Below are 16,221 nucleotides of genomic sequence, written 5' to 3'. Positions count from 1 at the left end.
AAGTAAAAGAGACGATATTGGGTCTGTAGCTCAGCTGGTTAGAGCGCTCGCCTGATAAGCGGGAGGTCGGTGGTTCGAGTCCACTCAGACCCACCAATATCGACTAGAAACAAAGATGGGGCTATAGCTCAGCTGGGAGAGCGCCTGCCTTGCACGCAGGAGGTCTGCGGTTCGATCCCGCATAGCTCCACCATCTTTAAGTGTTTTTATCTGAAAATATTTAAAAATGGTTTCGAAAGAAATCTAGCTCTTTAACAATTTGGAAAGCTGACTGATTTGATTACTTACGAGTAATTCAAATCAAATTTAAAAGTTCTCAATGTTTATCTTTCATTAGATAAACACAACAAACACATTCAAGTGTCTTGTATTCGAATCAAACTGAGTTTGATTCACAATTGAGTCCGGCAAACAGTTATCAAGAATTAACCCTTCTTAATGACAACCAAAAACCTTGGTTAGTTGCCATACACTAAGACCCTTTCGGGTTGTATGGTTAAGTGACTAAGCGTACACGGTGGATGCCTTGGCAGTCAGAGGCGATGAAAGGCGTAATAACTTGCGATAAGCCCAGATTAGGTAGTAATAACCTTTTGAGTCTGGGATTCCTGAATGGGGAAACCCACTTGCATAAGCAAGTATCCTGTTGTGAATACATAGCAACAGGAGGCAAACCGGGGGAACTGAAACATCTAAGTACCCCGAGGAAGAGAAATCAACCGAGATTCCGAAAGTAGCGGCGAGCGAAATTGGATTAGCCCTTAAGCTTTTAATGAGACAGACGAAGGCTCTGGAAAGTGCCGCAGTAAAGGGTGATAGCCCCGTAGTCGACATCTCATAATCAGTGAAAACGAGTAGGGCGGGACACGTGATATCCTGTCTGAATATGGGGGGACCATCCTCCAAGGCTAAATACTACTGACTGACCGATAGTGAACCAGTACCGTGAGGGAAAGGCGAAAAGAACCCCTGTGAGGGGAGTGAAATAGAACCTGAAACCGTGTACGTACAAGCAGTAGGAGCACCTTCGTGGTGTGACTGCGTACCTTTTGTATAATGGGTCAGCGACTTAATTTTAGTAGCAAGGTTAACCGTTTAGGGGAGCCGTAGGGAAACCGAGTCTTAACTGGGCGTACAGTTGCTAGGATTAGACCCGAAACCAGGTGATCTAGCCATGGGCAGGTTGAAGGTTGAGTAACATCAACTGGAGGACCGAACCGACTAATGTTGAAAAATTAGCGGATGACTTGTGGCTAGGGGTGAAAGGCCAATCAAACCTGGAGATAGCTGGTTCTCCCCGAAAGCTATTTAGGTAGCGCCTCGGACGAATACTACTGGGGGTAGAGCACTGTTAAGGCTAGGGGGTCATCCCGACTTACCAACCCTTTGCAAACTCCGAATACCAGTAAGTACTATCCGGGAGACACACGGCGGGTGCTAACGTCCGTCGTGGAGAGGGAAACAACCCAGACCGCCAGCTAAGGTCCCAAAGTATAGCTAAGTGGGAAACGATGTGGGAAGGCTCAGACAGCCAGGATGTTGGCTTAGAAGCAGCCATCATTTAAAGAAAGCGTAATAGCTCACTGGTCGAGTCGGCCTGCGCGGAAGATGTAACGGGGCTAAGCTATACACCGAAGCTGCGGCTACGTACCTTAGGGTATGTGGGGTAGGGGAGCGTTCTGTAAGCCGTTGAAGGTGTGCTGTAAGGCATGCTGGAGGTATCAGAAGTGCGAATGCTGACATGAGTAACGATAAAGGGAGTGAAAAACTCCCTCGCCGGAAGACCAAGGGTTCCTGTCCAACGTTAATCGGGGCAGGGTAAGTCGACTCCTAAGGCGAGGCCGAAAGGCGTAGTCGATGGGAAACGGGTTAATATTCCCGTACTTCTTACAATTGCGATGGGGGGACGGAGAAGGCTAGGTGGGCCTGGCGACGGTTGTCCAGGTTCAAGTATGTAGGCGGAAAGTTTAGGTAAATCCGGACTTTCATTAACGCTGAGATACGATGTCGAGCTACTACGGTAGTGAAGTCATTGATGCCATGCTTCCAGGAAAAGCCTCTAAGCTTCAGATTGTAAGGAATCGTACCCCAAACCGACACAGGTGGTCGGGTAGAGAATACCAAGGCGCTTGAGAGAACTCGGGTGAAGGAACTAGGCAAAATGGTACCGTAACTTCGGGAGAAGGTACGCTCTTATCAGTGAAGTCCCTTGCGGATGGAGCAGACGAGAGTCGCAGATACCAGGTGGCTGCAACTGTTTATTAAAAACACAGCACTGTGCAAAATCGTAAGATGACGTATACGGTGTGACGCCTGCCCGGTGCCGGAAGGTTAATTGATGGGGTTAGACTTCGGTCGAAGCTCTTGATCGAAGCCCCGGTAAACGGCGGCCGTAACTATAACGGTCCTAAGGTAGCGAAATTCCTTGTCGGGTAAGTTCCGACCTGCACGAATGGCGTAATGATGGCCACGCTGTCTCCACCCGAGACTCAGTGAAATTGAAATCGCTGTGAAGATGCAGTGTACCCGCGGCTAGACGGAAAGACCCCGTGAACCTTTACTACAGCTTGGCACTGAACATTGAACCTACATGTGTAGGATAGGTGGGAGACTATGAAATTGCGTCGCTAGATGTGATGGAGTCGTCCTTGAAATACCACCCTTGTAGTTTTGATGTTCTAACGTTGGCCCCTGAATCGGGGTTACGGACAGTGCCTGGTGGGTAGTTTGACTGGGGCGGTCTCCTCCCAAAGAGTAACGGAGGAGCACGAAGGTGGGCTAAACACGGTTGGACATCGTGTGGTTAGTGCAATGGCATAAGCCCGCTTGACTGCGAGAATGACAATTCGAGCAGGTGCGAAAGCAGGTCATAGTGATCCGGTGGTTCTGAATGGAAGGGCCATCGCTCAACGGATAAAAGGTACTCCGGGGATAACAGGCTGATACCGCCCAAGAGTTCATATCGACGGCGGTGTTTGGCACCTCGATGTCGGCTCATCACATCCTGGGGCTGAAGTCGGTCCCAAGGGTATGGCTGTTCGCCATTTAAAGTGGTACGCGAGCTGGGTTTAGAACGTCGTGAGACAGTTCGGTCCCTATCTGCCGTGGGCGTTGGAAAATTGAAAGGGGCTGCTCCTAGTACGAGAGGACCGGAGTGGACGAACCTCTGGTGTTCGGGTTGTCATGCCAATGGCATTGCCCGGTAGCTAAGTTCGGAATCGATAACCGCTGAAAGCATCTAAGCGGGAAGCGAGCCTTGAGATGAGTTTTCCCTGGCACTATAAGTGTCCTAAAGGGTTGTCGTAGACTACGACGTTGATAGGCAGGGTGTGTAAGTGCTGCGAGGCATTGAGCTAACCTGTACTAATTGCCCGTGAGGCTTAACCATACAACACCCAAGGGGTTTTGTGGACTCAGAAGTACCAGACCTTGAATGAGTTTGAAGAGAAATAACTTTTAGATTAGCTTTCCGAATTTTAAAATTTGCTTGGCGACCATAGCATTGTGGACCCACCTGATTCCATGCCGAACTCAGAAGTGAAACACAATAGCGCCGATGGTAGTGTGGGGCTTCCCCATGTGAGAGTAGGACATCGCCAGGCTTTAAATTTATTTTCACTTTTTAAAAGTGAAGACAAAAGTTTTCAGAATCGTTTTTAAACGAATCCTGAATTGCTGATATAGCTCAGCCCGGTAGAGCGCACCCTTGGTAAGGGTGAGGTCCCCAGTTCGAGTCTGGGTATCAGCACCACTATTTAGTTGATTTGATTAATCAAGTTGACAACAGAATTTGTTTGACGACCATAGCATTGTGGACCCACCTGATTCCATGCCGAACTCAGAAGTGAAACACAATAGCGCCGATGGTAGTGTGGGGTTTCCCCATGTGAGAGTAGGACATCGTCAGGCTTAAATTGCATTATGCTGAATAGACACTGCGGAGTGGTAGTTCAGTTGGTTAGAATACCGGCCTGTCACGCCGGGGGTCGCGGGTTCGAGTCCCGTCCACTCCGCCACTTATTTAGAAGCCTCGCTAGAAATAGCGGGGCTTTTTTACATCTAAATTATAGTGTTTCGCCCTTCCATCTAATGACTTCCACATAAGGTTTCCCGTAAACCATAACTCCTAGCCAACGCGTCCCCATAATTCCGTCACTTATCAGAAATCCCAATCCTACGACTAGAATCACATCATTTCTGATTCCAATTGTGGTTTGATACAAGAATGACTTCAAACGCACGCAGATCTTTAAGCTTACTAATCAAATACTCGAGCCATACGACGTTGTAAGTTAGTCTAATGAGACTGTTCTGACTCAGCGCCCCAATTCAATACCTGAAACTATACAAGCATTACAACTCATCCTGCTTGCTCATTGCTTGGAGCCCTCCTCAAGTATTAGTTAATAGATCTTTGTCTAGGAAACCTGACTTCTGTTCTATCTGTTCTATCTGTGAATCTAGAGGATAGTTCTGGTGTGTAATTAGGACTCCATCATGGGGACTTCTGCTAAGAACGCTAGAGCCCTTAATGATTCGTTTTCATGCTCTTGCTATGCATTAAACTTAAACCAATCTTAATTGTATTGAGCACCCTGTTTGAAGCATCTCAAAGGGGGAAAGCGGACTAGATTCAGTTTGAAGGTGAGAGTCGCTAGGTTGAGCTCCCCAAGTGATGCTGGAAGGATATATAAGCTAAGAAATAGACTATCCCCCGATCCGTGCAGTGATGTTTATCACCCAACTGATTGAGGTTCTCTGGTTCTAGGTACTGGTATCTTAGGATGTTTGCCGGTATTTCTTCGATTCTGATGTGCTTGTTGACTCGATATGAATTAGTTGTTTCACCGCTTTTACTCTGAACATATTGATTTCTTGCTGGTTAGTTCAAGCTATGTTTAAGTTATTACGACTAATATTAAGCTAAGAATTGTCATTTCTGTTGCTTGGTAAGAATAGAAAATTCCCCAAATCATCGGCAGATAATTTTGTGATTATTTTAAAAATAGATAAAGCCTTAAAACCTAATGGGTCGAATTATGAAATTAAGCTTTAACTTTGAAGATGCGAGCCAGATCTTTGTAGGATCTTTTGCTTTGGCCGTGCCGATTTCTTTTTCTGAAGAAGCGTGGAAGTTAGGAGAGACTTTGCCCACAGCTAACTTGCTGTTGTTGTTTCTATTGTCTGCTGTATTCCTGGGCTTTTACACGTATGAGAGTGTATTTCAGAAAGATATTGTCGCTCGGTTGCCAGTGTTTATTTTCAGAATTGTTATTGCTTATGTGATGACTGCATTGGTTGTTGCTTTGGTGCTGACTTGTTTGGACAAGCTTCCTTTATTAAGCGATCCAATTGTATCTATCAAAAGGGTAATTGTTATTTCTATGCCAGCGTCTATGGGAGCGATTGTAGTGGATAGTTTCGATAAAGAGTGAGTCGTATGCCATTTCAATTTAAGCAACCAACAGAGCCTTTCTAGAGCTTATTTGAATTCATTATTTAGCTTTTAATTCCCGCCCCCATTACGACTAGAATTTCTCAGCAGAGCACTTCTATAGATAACGAAAGTAGCCCTTCGTGATGACTGGCTTCTTGCAAGAGTGACAAGTTTGTTCTTGTGATAGCTTGAGCGGAATTAAAGAGAAAAGTCTGATTGCTTTAGAAGAGCATTAAAAGTGTTGGTTTTCGAATTAAATGAGGTAGTAAAAGGTGAGTAGACTGGTATGGATGAGTTCGGATCTTTAAATGCAAAAAGGCCGCATCAATGATGCGGCCTTTTCTAATTGGCTCCCCTTGCAAGACTTGAACTTGCGACATACGGATTAACAGTCCGCCGTTCTACCAACTGAACTAAAGGGGAATTGATTGTTTAGTCTCTAATCAAGAGAATGGTGCCGACTACCGGAATCGAACTGGTGACCTACTGATTACAAGTCAGTTGCTCTACCTACTGAGCTAAGTCGGCATCATGAATCAAAAAGCTTATGCTTGATGATTAACTTGGCTCCCCTTGCAAGACTTGAACTTGCGACATACGGATTAACAGTCCGCCGTTCTACCAACTGAACTAAAGGGGAATTATTCTTAAAGCTTTAAAGAAATGGTGCCGACTACCGGAGTCGAACTGGTGACCTACTGATTACAAGTCAGTTGCTCTACCTACTGAGCTAAGTCGGCACATAATATTTCTTTGTGCTTTACTGTTGTTGTCTAGGACACCAACAAATAAATTGTGGTGCCCGGAGGCGGAATCGAACCACCGACACGAGGATTTTCAATCCTCTGCTCTACCGACTGAGCTATCCGGGCGACGAGGTGTATTAAACGTGTTTTCGCGTTCTGGGTCAACATTAAATTGCAAAAAAAGTATCGTTTGATGTTTTTCTATACTTAGTGGATTGTTTTTGTTCGTTTGGGGCTAAAAACCTAGGTCTAGCATGCTCTAAAAGATACTGAAACTACGGTTAACTGGACTGAATAGGCACCGAAACAAAAAAAGCACGTATGAAAACGTGCTTTTATATTTAAGAATTTACTCGAGAGTTTAGTGTTTTACTTCAAACCTATTAACCCAAGCTTCTAATTCGTTAGAAAGGGAGGTGAGAGTTTGAGTGCTGTTATGACTTTCTGTCACCACATTACTCAGTTGGTTGCCACTTTCTTCGATCATATTGATACGCTTCGAAATATCGTCACTCACCTGAGTCTGCTCAGCGGCGGCTGTCGCGATTTGATGACTCATCGATGAAATAGACTCTAATGCGATAACAATCTGTTGTAGAGCTTCAGAGGCATTCTGGGACTCTGTTACGGTGCTTTCACTGGTCGTCGCACACACTTCCATAGTTTTTATTGCGTTACGAGAGCCTTCTTGAAGGTTATTGATCATTAGCTGGATTTCTTTCGTGCTTGATTGTGTTCGACCTGCAAGGTTACGAACCTCATCAGCCACAACCGCAAATCCGCGGCCTTGTTCACCAGCGCGCGCAGCTTCAATTGCCGCATTTAGCGCTAGAAGGTTAGTTTGTTCTGCAATATCACCGATGACGTCTAAGACCTTAACGATGTTATGTACATCGCTATCTAGGTTAGCGACGGCTTCACTGGCAGTTCCTAGTTGGCCTGCTAGACCTTGAATGTTATCTACCGTGTTGTGAATTAACTGCTGAGTATGTTGGCTCTGTTTATCAGCTTCGTCAGTATTACGCGCAGTATCACCCGCTGAATCAGCAACATTGTTGGCTGAAGAGGCCATCTCGGTCATTGCTGTTGCGATCATCTCTGTTGATTGCTGTTGTGTCTCTGTTAGCTGAGCAATTGCCCCAGCACGATCTTCTACGCGTTGCAGTTCGCCCCTTAATGCCAGCATTGAAGTGTCAAGGTTTGATACCAACTCAGCCAGTGACTTACTCATTTGTTGTACGGCGTGGTAGATACTGCCGTCTGTTGCCTGAGTTTCGAAATAGGTTTGAATGCGGCCTTCTGCGACTGCTTGTACTGCTTCTCTTACATCCTTAGGCTCGCCACCAAGAAGCGCTAGCATGCGCTTTATGGATGCAATCAAGCTCGATAGGATAAGACCCGCAATTGCCACACAAAGGAATAGCTGCCATTGAGCGGTAGACCAGAAACGCGCGTTAACTTCATTGAAGCCGATACCTGTGCCGACAACCCAACCCCAATGTGGCGTTTTCTCTGCCATTGATAGTTTTTCTTCAATTGTTCCATCTGGAAGTTTTTGCGTCCAGGTGTACTCAATGATCTGGCCAGTACGACTGCCAAGTACTCGTTGAATGAGTTGGCCAACGCTATTCCCATCACCGTCTTTAAAATCATTAAAGCTGGTTCCGTGTAGTTGTGGATCCAGAGGTGTCGCAACAAAGGTCATGTTTTCATCCGCAACATAAACGTATTCATTATCTTTATAGATGTTGTTACGTAGTAGGCGAGTGGCAAGCTGTTTGGCCTGTTGTTCTTCTAGAGTGCCATCAATAGCCATTTTTTCGACTTCAGTAAGAATGCTGTATGCGCTCTTAAATAGCTCAGTCACACGAGCTTTGTTGTCCATGTTACTAGCGACTCTCAATGTCCATAAACCAGTAGCAGTTAGCGCTAGCAGAGCGATCAAGATGATGCCCGATAATAAGTAAGCTTGCGTTTTTAATTTCATATTTTCCTGCGTAGCGATTCAATAATTAGTATTAGATATAATTCATCGAATCTTAATCTAAGTCGTGTAGGGCAGATATCAGAAAGATATCAAAACATGATAGAGATTAAATTTACGAAGCAAAAAAAGTAACGAGTTATCATGCTGTTTATTTTTATGTGACGATACGCGGCTAAAGGTGCTTAATTTCAGAGGTGGTTTAGTTTGTATCGAGAGGGTTTGGACGAATTCAAGGATGGGTACTGTCGAGATAGGAAAGGGGATGCTTTAACTTTATGGGGGTGATCAGGGCTTGATGTTGAGCTGGCGGCAATACTGAATAGAGTTAGAGTTAGAGTTAGAGTTAGAGTTAGCGTTAGCGTTAGCGTTAGCGTTAGCGTTAGCGTTAGCGTTAGCGTTAGCGTTAGCGTTAGCGTTAGCGTTAGCGTTAGCGTTAGCGTTAGCGTTAGCGTTAGCTCAAACGAAAAAAAGCCAAGTCTTTCGACTTGGCTTTCTTGAATGTGGCTCCCCTTGCAAGACTTGAACTTGCGACATACGGATTAACAGTCCGCCGTTCTACCAACTGAACTAAAGGGGAATTACTTGTCTTAACATCAGGTCTATAAAGACCATTATTTGTTAAGTACCAAATAATGGTGCCTCGAGGCGGAATCGAACCACCGACACGCGGATTTTCAATCCGCTGCTCTACCGACTGAGCTATCGAGGCAAAAGAATGGTGCCGACTACCGGAGTCGAACTGGTGACCTACTGATTACAAGTCAGTTGCTCTACCTACTGAGCTAAGTCGGCACACTAAATTCTTTGCTTTAGAGAGTAAGCTCTCTAATTAAAACCTCATATAAAATGAAGTTCTTTAAAATGGCTCCCCTTGCAAGACTTGAACTTGCGACATACGGATTAACAGTCCGCCGTTCTACCAACTGAACTAAAGGGGAATTACTTGTCTCAACATCAGGTCTATAAAGACCATTATTTGTTAAGTACCAAATAATGGTGCCTCGAGGCGGAATCGAACCACCGACACGCGGATTTTCAATCCGCTGCTCTACCGACTGAGCTATCGAGGCAAAAGAATGGTGCCGACTACCGGAGTCGAACTGGTGACCTACTGATTACAAGTCAGTTGCTCTACCTACTGAGCTAAGTCGGCACACTAAATTCTTTATGCTTTTGTTCGTGTTGCTACTCCCTGTTAAAGAGTAATGACACCAACAAATCAAATTGTGGTGCCCGGAGGCGGAATCGAACCACCGACACGAGGATTTTCAATCCTCTGCTCTACCGACTGAGCTATCCGGGCAACGGAGCGCTATTAAACGGATTTTCTGCATAACCGTCAACACCTTTTTTGAAAATAATTAAAAAAAACGTTCGTTAGTTGTTTTTTTATTCAAAAGTGAGGCTTACGTTTTACCTTGGTTAAAATCTTTCTTGAATTTTGTTACTTTTTCTAAGTATCGACGCGACTCTTTGTTTGGGTGTTTCTTTGTCAGTGCCCAGTAAGCTTGACTAGGTTGCAATGAATTTAAGTCACGCATTGCTCGCTTTCGGTCTTTGCTGAAGGTATTTAGTACCCCACCAGTGCCACCGTTGTATGCTGAGATCATGCTGTACTCAAGCGTTGTTGGGTGCTGCACGTCCTTCAAATAACGATTTTTAAGGATGTAAAAGTACGCAGTGCCAGCATCAATGTTGTTTTCTGGATTGAATAAGTACTCAGGACTTGGTTCACCAGGTTTCTTTTTGACGAGCTTAAAGACATCTCGGCCTGCGGTTTTTGGGACTACCTGCATAAGTCCATAAGCATTCGCCCAGCTCACAGCGTATGGGTTAAAACTACTCTCTGTTTTGATGATCGCATAAATCAAGTCTTCAGGAATGTCATAACGTTGAGATGCGCGACGAACGATGTCTGCGTACTTATAGCTTCGTTTGCTGGCGTGATCGGCCACCATTGGAATTTCGACGTAATACGCTTTTTTAAAGTCGACTTCCTTGGTTTTTAAGTTATTGGCGATCAGGTAATCAGCAAATTTATTAGCGCGCCATGTCCATTGGATAGGCTTCTTATCTTGATCAACGACTTGGTTATAGAGGAAAGGTTGACCTTCTAACTTGATGCTTTTGGAAGAGAATAGATCGACATTCGCAGGATCATCTGGCGTTAAAAGTGTCGTCATTATTGCATTTTTGAGGTGCTTTTTAGGATCAGTTGAGGATACGGTTTCAACTGTGATTAGACCTTGGCTAAAGTTTACTTCTGAGCGGCTCAAGTAATTATCTATGTATTTCACATAGTTACTCTTGCCCGCCATCTTTACTTCACTGCTGCCCCAACGTTTTTGGATATTGCCAGAAAAGCTATTAATTAAAGAATCTAACGCCCCAGTGTCTTTTTCAAATTGACCGGGTAGCTCCGCTAAATTACTTACAAATCGGTTGGTTGGTTCGTAATTAACATCATAAATGCTTTCGACAAATTCACGACTGCACCCAGTTAACAACATGGCTGTTAGGAAGTAACTTAGCTTTTTCATAGTTCCTCATACAAAAATGACATCGCAGCGTTAACCATGATGTCATTAAAATTTGCTTAAATAAATGTCTTATTCGCTTGGTGGAGTGTAGCCATCAATAACGACATCTTTACCTTCGAAAAGGAAGTTAACCATCTCAGTTTCAAGAAGTTTACGATGGTCTGGATCCATCATGTTTAGCTTCTTCTCATTGATGAGCATGGTTTGCTTGCTCTGCCATTGTCCCCAAGCTTCTTTAGAGACGTTGTCAAAGATACGCTTACCTAAGTCACCTGGGTAAAGTTGAAAATCTAGGCCTTCAGCATCTTTTTGAAGGCGAGCACAAAATACAGTGCGGCTCATAGTGGTTCCTCTTATCGCGTTCGTTGATTCAAACGTCGTCGTTTAGTTCAAAGGGTAGGCTCTCAATAAGCTGCTTTACAGGAGCGGCTAGGCCAATTTCTTCCGGTTTTGATAAGTTATACCAGAGACCTTTAGTCCCTTCCATTATCAAATCCGGTTGTTTATCTAATTTTACTAATACAGGCGTGATATCTAAGTGGTAGTGGCTGAAAGTATGTCTAAACGCAATCATGGTCTTAAGCGAGTGTATTTCACTATCTTTGATCGAGCGAAGATCTAATTGATGTTCAATCTCTGCGTTTTCATTTTGAGGGAAACAGAATAACCCTCCCCAGATACCAGATTGAGGGCGCTGTTCGAGCCATACTTGATTGTCGTGGTACAGAATTACAAACCATGTTTCCTTTACTGGCTTTTCTTTCTTAGGTTTTTTGCCAGGGAAATCGAGCTGTCTATCGAGCTTCTTAGCTTCACACATGTTTTCAATCGGGCACAACGTGCATTTAGGCTTGCTACGAGTACAAACCATGGCACCCATATCCATCATGGCTTGATTGTATTTATCGACATCTTTATCGGGCGTCTGCGCCTCAGCGTGCTCCCAAAGCCTATTTTCGACTTTCTTTTGCCCCGGCCAACCTTCTACAGCGAAGCTTCTCGCCAGTGTACGCTTAACGTTACCGTCAAGAATCGCATGAGGAAGCTTGTGAACAGAAGACAGAACTGCAGCGGCAGTAGATCGTCCAATTCCTGGCAACGCGTTCATCTCTTCGATAGAAAGAGGAAATTCACCACCGTATTGCTCGGTAACAATCTTGGCAGCCTTGTGTAAGTTACGAGCTCGTGCGTAATAGCCAAGCCCTGTCCATAAGTGCAGCACTTCATCTTGCTCGGCATTCGCTAGGTCAATCACCGTTGGAAAGCGTTCTAAGAAGCGCTGGTAATATGGAATCACCGTGGCGACTTGAGTCTGCTGAAGCATGATTTCAGATAGCCAAACGGTGTAGGCGGTTTTGTTTTGTTGCCAAGGTAATTCTTTACGCCCAAAGGCGTCATACCACTTTAATATGGCGGTTGCGAAAGGAGTCACGACATGCTCTATGCTTTGCTATTATTAGGGGTGAAATTGCACCACACTTACGGTTGGATGTAAAACAGACAAATTGTGTGGGAATTTATCCACGGAAAGACTTGCACCGGAGGCAATTCTTTGGATAATCCCCGCTTTGATTAATCAATGTGCAGGCAAAAATCAATGAGTGAAGTGACCACTAACGAATATACTGAAGACGGCAAACTGGTTCGTAAGATCCGTAGTTTTGTTCGCCGCGAAGGCCGCTTAACAAAAGGCCAAGAAAACGCGATGAACGAATGTTGGCCAACAATGGGTATCGACTACAACCCAGAACTTCTAAATTGGAAAGAAGTGTTTGGCAACGACAACCCTGTTGTACTAGAAATTGGCTTCGGTATGGGTGCATCACTGGTTGAAATGGCAAAGAATGCACCTGAGAAAAATTTCTTAGGTATTGAAGTTCATAGTCCAGGTGTTGGTGCGTGTTTAGGTACCGCTCGTGATGCGGGTGTAACTAACTTACGCGTAATGTGTCACGATGCAGTAGAAGTATTTGAACACATGATTCCAGACAGCAGCCTGCATACGCTGCAACTGTTCTTCCCTGACCCATGGCACAAAGCTCGTCACCATAAGCGTCGTATCGTTAAGGCTGAATTCGCCGAGATGGTTCGCGGCAAGCTTCAACTTGATACTGGTATTTTCCACATGGCTACTGACTGGGAAAACTACGCAGAACACATGATTGAAGTGATGAAGGTTGCTCCTGGCTTCGAGAATATCGCTGAAGATGGTGATTACATTCCTCGTCCGGATGAGCGTCCGCTAACTAAGTTTGAAGCGCGTGGCCACCGTTTAGGTCATGGTGTTTGGGACATTAAGTTCAAGCGTACTAAGTAATTCTGAATCAAATTAAGTGAAGGTGAATCCGACTTAGGATTAAACCCTACACTTTATGGGATTGATTAAAGCCAACATTATTGTAATGTTGGCTTTTTTGTCCTTAGGCTTTTATTGCGATAAAGGTTTAAGGACAGAAAGTAATGTCACACCCCCTACAAAAATAACAATAAAGAAGTAAGCAAACATGAAACCAACTCAAGCTATTTTGGCCGAGATTTTAGATGAAGTTCGCCCTTTAATTGGTCAGGGAAAGGTCGCTGATTATATTCCTGCATTGGCTCGTGTATCTAATCAGAAACTGGCGATTGCGGTATACACCAATGAAGGTGAAGTTATTCAAGCTGGCGATGCCGATGAAGCCTTTTCTGTGCAATCAATCTCTAAAGCTTTAAGTCTGACGTTGGCGATGGTGTTGTATAAGCCTGAAGAGATTTGGCAACGCGTAGGCAAAGAGCCTTCCGGCCAAGCCTTTAACTCGATGATTCAGCTTGAGATGGAGCACGGCATCCCTCGTAACCCGTTTATTAATGCTGGCGCTATTATCGTTGCTGACTTATTGCAAAGCCGTCTATCTGCACCTAGACACCGTTTATTGGAGTTTGTGCGTCAGCTATCGGGCGATACTCATATTGTGTATGACAAGGTTGTGGCGGCTTCTGAGATGATGCACAGCGATCGCAACGCTGCCATCGCGTATTTGATGCGTTCATTTGGTAACTTTGAGAATGATGTTATCCCTGTACTCAACAATTACTTTCATGCTTGTGCGCTTAAAATGACCTGTGTTGACTTGGCGAAAACCTTTAGCTACTTGGCAAACAAAGGTGTGTCGGTTCAGACCAAGAAAGAGATCATCACGCCAGTTCAAACCAAACAGCTGAATGCTTTGCTTGCGACATGTGGTTTGTACGATGGGGCGGGAGAGTTTGCTTATCGTGTTGGTATGCCCGGAAAATCTGGTGTCGGTGGCGGGATTATTGCGATTGTTCCTGGCGAAATGACGATCGCGGTGTGGTCTCCAGAACTGGACGCGTCGGGTAATTCACTGGCGGGAACTCAGGCTTTAGAATTGCTCTCTGAGCGCATTGGTCGTTCTATTTTTTAAAAGCGCTTTTTAGTTGGGGTTCTACATTTGCAAGAGATCCCCAACTCACTCGTCCCTCGTTCTTGAGGATGACGGTGTTGTTTGTAACTTTCGACGTACTGGCCCCTAACTTCTTGGGGGATAAGACTTGTTTGATACCCGTCATTCCCGATAGCGACGAAGGAGCGTAATCGGGAATCTATTATTTGTCGGCGTGCAAATTAGAAAAGGGTTGACCCTAAAGCCAACCCTTACGCAATACTTCTCGAATCTCGAATCTCGAATCTCGAATCTCGAATCTCGAACTATTCGTCTTCTTCTGCCATAAAGGCTTCAAGCAAATCGTTTAAGAAGAGTTTTCCTTTTTCAGTGATCTGCCAATGGCTGTCGGTTTCATTGAGATAACCGAGATCTTTGGCCCACTCTATCGTTGGCTGAATCGAATCAAACTCTAACCCCGTCGTATCAATGAAATCTTGCTTTGGACACGCTTCCATTAGCCTGAAGCGGTTCATGAAGAACTCGAAAGGGCGGTCCTCATTGGGTACTTCAAGTTCATCCGACAGATAGGGCTTCACCAGATTCTGATACGCTGCTAGGTAGCCTTTAGGGTGTTTAACCTTGGTAGTGCGAACAATACGTCCATTAGCAAAGCTCAGCTTGCCATGAGAGCCACAACCGATACCTAGGTAGTCACCAAAGCGCCAGTAGTTGAGATTATGCTGACACTGATATCCCGGCTTGCTGTAGCCTGAAATTTCGTACTGCACATAACCTGCGTCTGAGAGCTTCTTATGGCCTAAGTCGAAGATATCCCAAAGGTCATCATCGTCAGGTAGCTTTGGCGTTTTGTAATAGAACATGGTGTTAGGTTCTATTGTCAGTTGATACCAAGATAAATGTGGAGGATTAAGTTCGATCGCTTTGTCCAAATCAGCCAAGGCCTGATCAATGCTTTGATCGGGCAAGCCGTGCATTAAATCTAGGTTGAAGCTATTCAATCCAATCTTATGCGCTAAATGAGCCGCATTCACTGCTTCATCTTGACCATGAATACGGCCAAGCCTTTCCAGTTTCTCTTGCTCAAAACTTTGTACGCCTACTGAGATTCGTGTGATGCCTGCCTTTTGGTAACCTGCGAAACGTTCAGCCTCTATGGTGCCTGGGTTGGCTTCCATGGTGATTTCTATTTCAGGTTTGAACGGGATGCGTTGTTCAATACCTTGTAGTAATCGACCTATTCCTTCTGGAGAAAATAGACTCGGCGTGCCGCCACCAATAAAGATCGAATGCAATGGGCGAGGTGCGCCATTGAGTTGGTATTTTTCGATATCGGTATCGAGATCCTCAAGCAGTGCATCGATGTACTCTTTTTCAGGAATCTCGGCTTTGAGAGCGTGAGAGTTAAAATCACAATACGGACACTTTTGTACACACCATGGGATGTGGACATAAAGGCTAAGTGCGGGTGGTATAAGCGCTGCATTGTGCATTACAGAGCTTGCTCCTTGAGAGTCTTAAATAATGACGTGAGGGCTTTACCACGGTGTGACAGTTGCTTCTTACGTGATGATTCAAGCTCTGCTGAGGCGCAGTTATCTTCTGGCACAAAGAACACAGGATCGTAGCCAAAGCCATTATCACCGTGTTCTTCAGTCAGAATACGACCTTCCCATTTACCGTGACACACCAATGGTGTTGGATCGTTTTCGTGACGCATTAGCACCAACACACAGTGGAAACGGGCGGTACGCTTTTCAGTAGCCACACCTTGCATGGCATCTAACAGCTTTTCGATGTTCTGCTTATCACTCGCCCCTTCACTAGAGTAACGCGCTGAGTAGATACCGGGTGCACCATTAAGGTAATCAACTTCTAAGCCAGAATCGTCAGCAATGGCTGGTAGCCCCGTTGCTTTCGCAGCGTGGCGAGCTTTGATGATGGCATTTTCAATGAAAGTTGTTCCCGTTTCAGCGACTTCTGAAACGTTAAACTCACTTTGCGCGACAACGTCGAAACCAAACTCAGACAGAATATCTGCCATCTCGCGAACTTTGCCTTGGTTGCCTGTTGCTAAAACAATCTTACTCATGGGGATGTGGCTCTA

The 16,221-nt window shown here is 44.9% G+C and carries 9 protein-coding genes, 16 tRNA genes and 3 rRNA genes; 10 read left to right on the top strand and 18 right to left on the bottom strand.

Annotation, left to right across the window (positions count from 1 at the left end):
• Positions 1 to 19 precede the first annotated feature (19 nt).
• The 8 genes from AC3CID_RS13665 (at position 20) to AC3CID_RS13630 (ending at position 5,435) form a co-directional block, all read left to right on the top strand.
• A tRNA-Ile gene (locus tag AC3CID_RS13665) sits at positions 20 to 96 on the top strand.
• A gap of 21 nt (positions 97 to 117) precedes the next feature.
• A tRNA-Ala gene (locus AC3CID_RS13660) sits at positions 118 to 193 on the top strand.
• 301 nt (positions 194 to 494) lie between these two features.
• A 23S ribosomal RNA gene (locus AC3CID_RS13655) occupies positions 495 to 3,388 on the top strand.
• A 98-nt stretch (positions 3,389 to 3,486) separates the two neighbouring features.
• A 5S ribosomal RNA gene (gene rrf, locus AC3CID_RS13650) occupies positions 3,487 to 3,602 on the top strand.
• Between the two features lie 72 nt (positions 3,603 to 3,674).
• A tRNA-Thr gene (locus AC3CID_RS13645) sits at positions 3,675 to 3,751 on the top strand.
• A 42-nt stretch (positions 3,752 to 3,793) separates the two neighbouring features.
• A 5S ribosomal RNA gene (gene rrf / locus AC3CID_RS13640) occupies positions 3,794 to 3,909 on the top strand.
• A 30-nt stretch (positions 3,910 to 3,939) separates the two neighbouring features.
• A tRNA-Asp gene (locus AC3CID_RS13635) sits at positions 3,940 to 4,016 on the top strand.
• Positions 4,017 to 5,039: 1,023 nt separating this feature from the next.
• Positions 5,040 to 5,435, top strand: a complete 396-nt coding sequence (locus tag AC3CID_RS13630; protein WP_017079303.1) for a DUF2391 family protein — start codon at positions 5,040 to 5,042, stop codon at positions 5,433 to 5,435.
• Between the two features lie 349 nt (positions 5,436 to 5,784).
• Here AC3CID_RS13630 and AC3CID_RS13625 read toward each other — a convergent pair.
• The 16 genes from AC3CID_RS13625 to mutY all read right to left on the bottom strand — a co-directional run bounded on the left by AC3CID_RS13625 (position 5,785) and on the right by mutY (position 12,142).
• Positions 5,785 to 5,860 (bottom strand) — tRNA-Asn (locus tag AC3CID_RS13625).
• 29 nt (positions 5,861 to 5,889) lie between these two features.
• Positions 5,890 to 5,965, bottom strand: a tRNA-Thr gene (locus AC3CID_RS13620).
• A gap of 36 nt (positions 5,966 to 6,001) precedes the next feature.
• Positions 6,002 to 6,077, bottom strand: a tRNA-Asn gene (locus tag AC3CID_RS13615).
• Between the two features lie 24 nt (positions 6,078 to 6,101).
• Positions 6,102 to 6,177 (bottom strand) — tRNA-Thr (locus AC3CID_RS13610).
• Between the two features lie 56 nt (positions 6,178 to 6,233).
• Positions 6,234 to 6,309 (bottom strand) — tRNA-Phe (locus tag AC3CID_RS13605).
• 235 nt (positions 6,310 to 6,544) lie between these two features.
• On the bottom strand, positions 6,545 to 8,170 hold the full coding sequence (locus AC3CID_RS13600; RefSeq protein ID WP_488526671.1) for a methyl-accepting chemotaxis protein: 1,626 nt from the start codon (positions 8,168 to 8,170) through the stop codon (positions 6,545 to 6,547).
• A gap of 501 nt (positions 8,171 to 8,671) precedes the next feature.
• Positions 8,672 to 8,747: transfer RNA gene (locus AC3CID_RS13595), tRNA-Asn, on the bottom strand.
• A 56-nt stretch (positions 8,748 to 8,803) separates the two neighbouring features.
• Positions 8,804 to 8,879, bottom strand: a tRNA-Phe gene (locus AC3CID_RS13590).
• 7 nt (positions 8,880 to 8,886) lie between these two features.
• Positions 8,887 to 8,962: transfer RNA gene (locus AC3CID_RS13585), tRNA-Thr, on the bottom strand.
• A gap of 70 nt (positions 8,963 to 9,032) precedes the next feature.
• A tRNA-Asn gene (locus tag AC3CID_RS13580) sits at positions 9,033 to 9,108 on the bottom strand.
• Positions 9,109 to 9,164: 56 nt separating this feature from the next.
• Positions 9,165 to 9,240: transfer RNA gene (locus AC3CID_RS13575), tRNA-Phe, on the bottom strand.
• A gap of 7 nt (positions 9,241 to 9,247) precedes the next feature.
• Positions 9,248 to 9,323 (bottom strand) — tRNA-Thr (locus AC3CID_RS13570).
• A 74-nt stretch (positions 9,324 to 9,397) separates the two neighbouring features.
• Positions 9,398 to 9,473: transfer RNA gene (locus AC3CID_RS13565), tRNA-Phe, on the bottom strand.
• A 103-nt stretch (positions 9,474 to 9,576) separates the two neighbouring features.
• Positions 9,577 to 10,710 carry a membrane-bound lytic murein transglycosylase MltC gene (gene mltC / locus AC3CID_RS13560; protein WP_017084369.1) on the bottom strand — a complete coding sequence of 378 codons (1,134 nt, stop codon included), beginning with the start codon at positions 10,708 to 10,710 and terminating at the stop codon, positions 9,577 to 9,579.
• A 69-nt stretch (positions 10,711 to 10,779) separates the two neighbouring features.
• Positions 10,780 to 11,052: an oxidative damage protection protein gene (locus AC3CID_RS13555; RefSeq protein ID WP_171309481.1), complete on the bottom strand. Its 273-nt coding sequence runs from the start codon at positions 11,050 to 11,052 to the stop codon at positions 10,780 to 10,782.
• A 28-nt stretch (positions 11,053 to 11,080) separates the two neighbouring features.
• On the bottom strand, positions 11,081 to 12,142 hold the full coding sequence (gene mutY, locus AC3CID_RS13550; RefSeq protein ID WP_488526670.1) for an A/G-specific adenine glycosylase: 1,062 nt from the start codon (positions 12,140 to 12,142) through the stop codon (positions 11,081 to 11,083).
• Between the two features lie 165 nt (positions 12,143 to 12,307).
• Here mutY and trmB point away from each other — a divergent pair, with 165 nt between their 5' ends.
• Entirely contained in the window at positions 12,308 to 13,027 is a 720-nt protein-coding gene (gene trmB / locus AC3CID_RS13545) for a tRNA (guanosine(46)-N7)-methyltransferase TrmB (protein ID WP_108101751.1), read from the top strand.
• Positions 13,028 to 13,214: 187 nt separating this feature from the next.
• On the top strand, positions 13,215 to 14,135 hold the full coding sequence (gene glsB / locus AC3CID_RS13540) for a glutaminase B (protein ID WP_004735469.1): 921 nt from the start codon (positions 13,215 to 13,217) through the stop codon (positions 14,133 to 14,135).
• Between the two features lie 284 nt (positions 14,136 to 14,419).
• Here glsB and hemW read toward each other — a convergent pair whose 3' ends face one another.
• A complete protein-coding gene (hemW, locus tag AC3CID_RS13535) occupies positions 14,420 to 15,607 on the bottom strand; it encodes a radical SAM family heme chaperone HemW (RefSeq protein ID WP_488526669.1) in 1,188 nt (395 codons plus the stop codon).
• Positions 15,607 to 16,206 (bottom strand): XTP/dITP diphosphatase, encoded by a 600-nt coding sequence (locus AC3CID_RS13530; RefSeq protein WP_237300293.1) that lies wholly within the window; start codon positions 16,204 to 16,206, stop codon positions 15,607 to 15,609. The genes hemW and AC3CID_RS13530 overlap by 1 nt, the downstream gene beginning before the upstream one ends.
• Between the last annotated feature and the right edge of the window lie 15 nt (positions 16,207 to 16,221).

Source organism: Vibrio sp. QJM3NY_21 (genome assembly GCF_057785975.1).
This window is presented reverse-complemented; position numbering and strand designations above follow the sequence as displayed.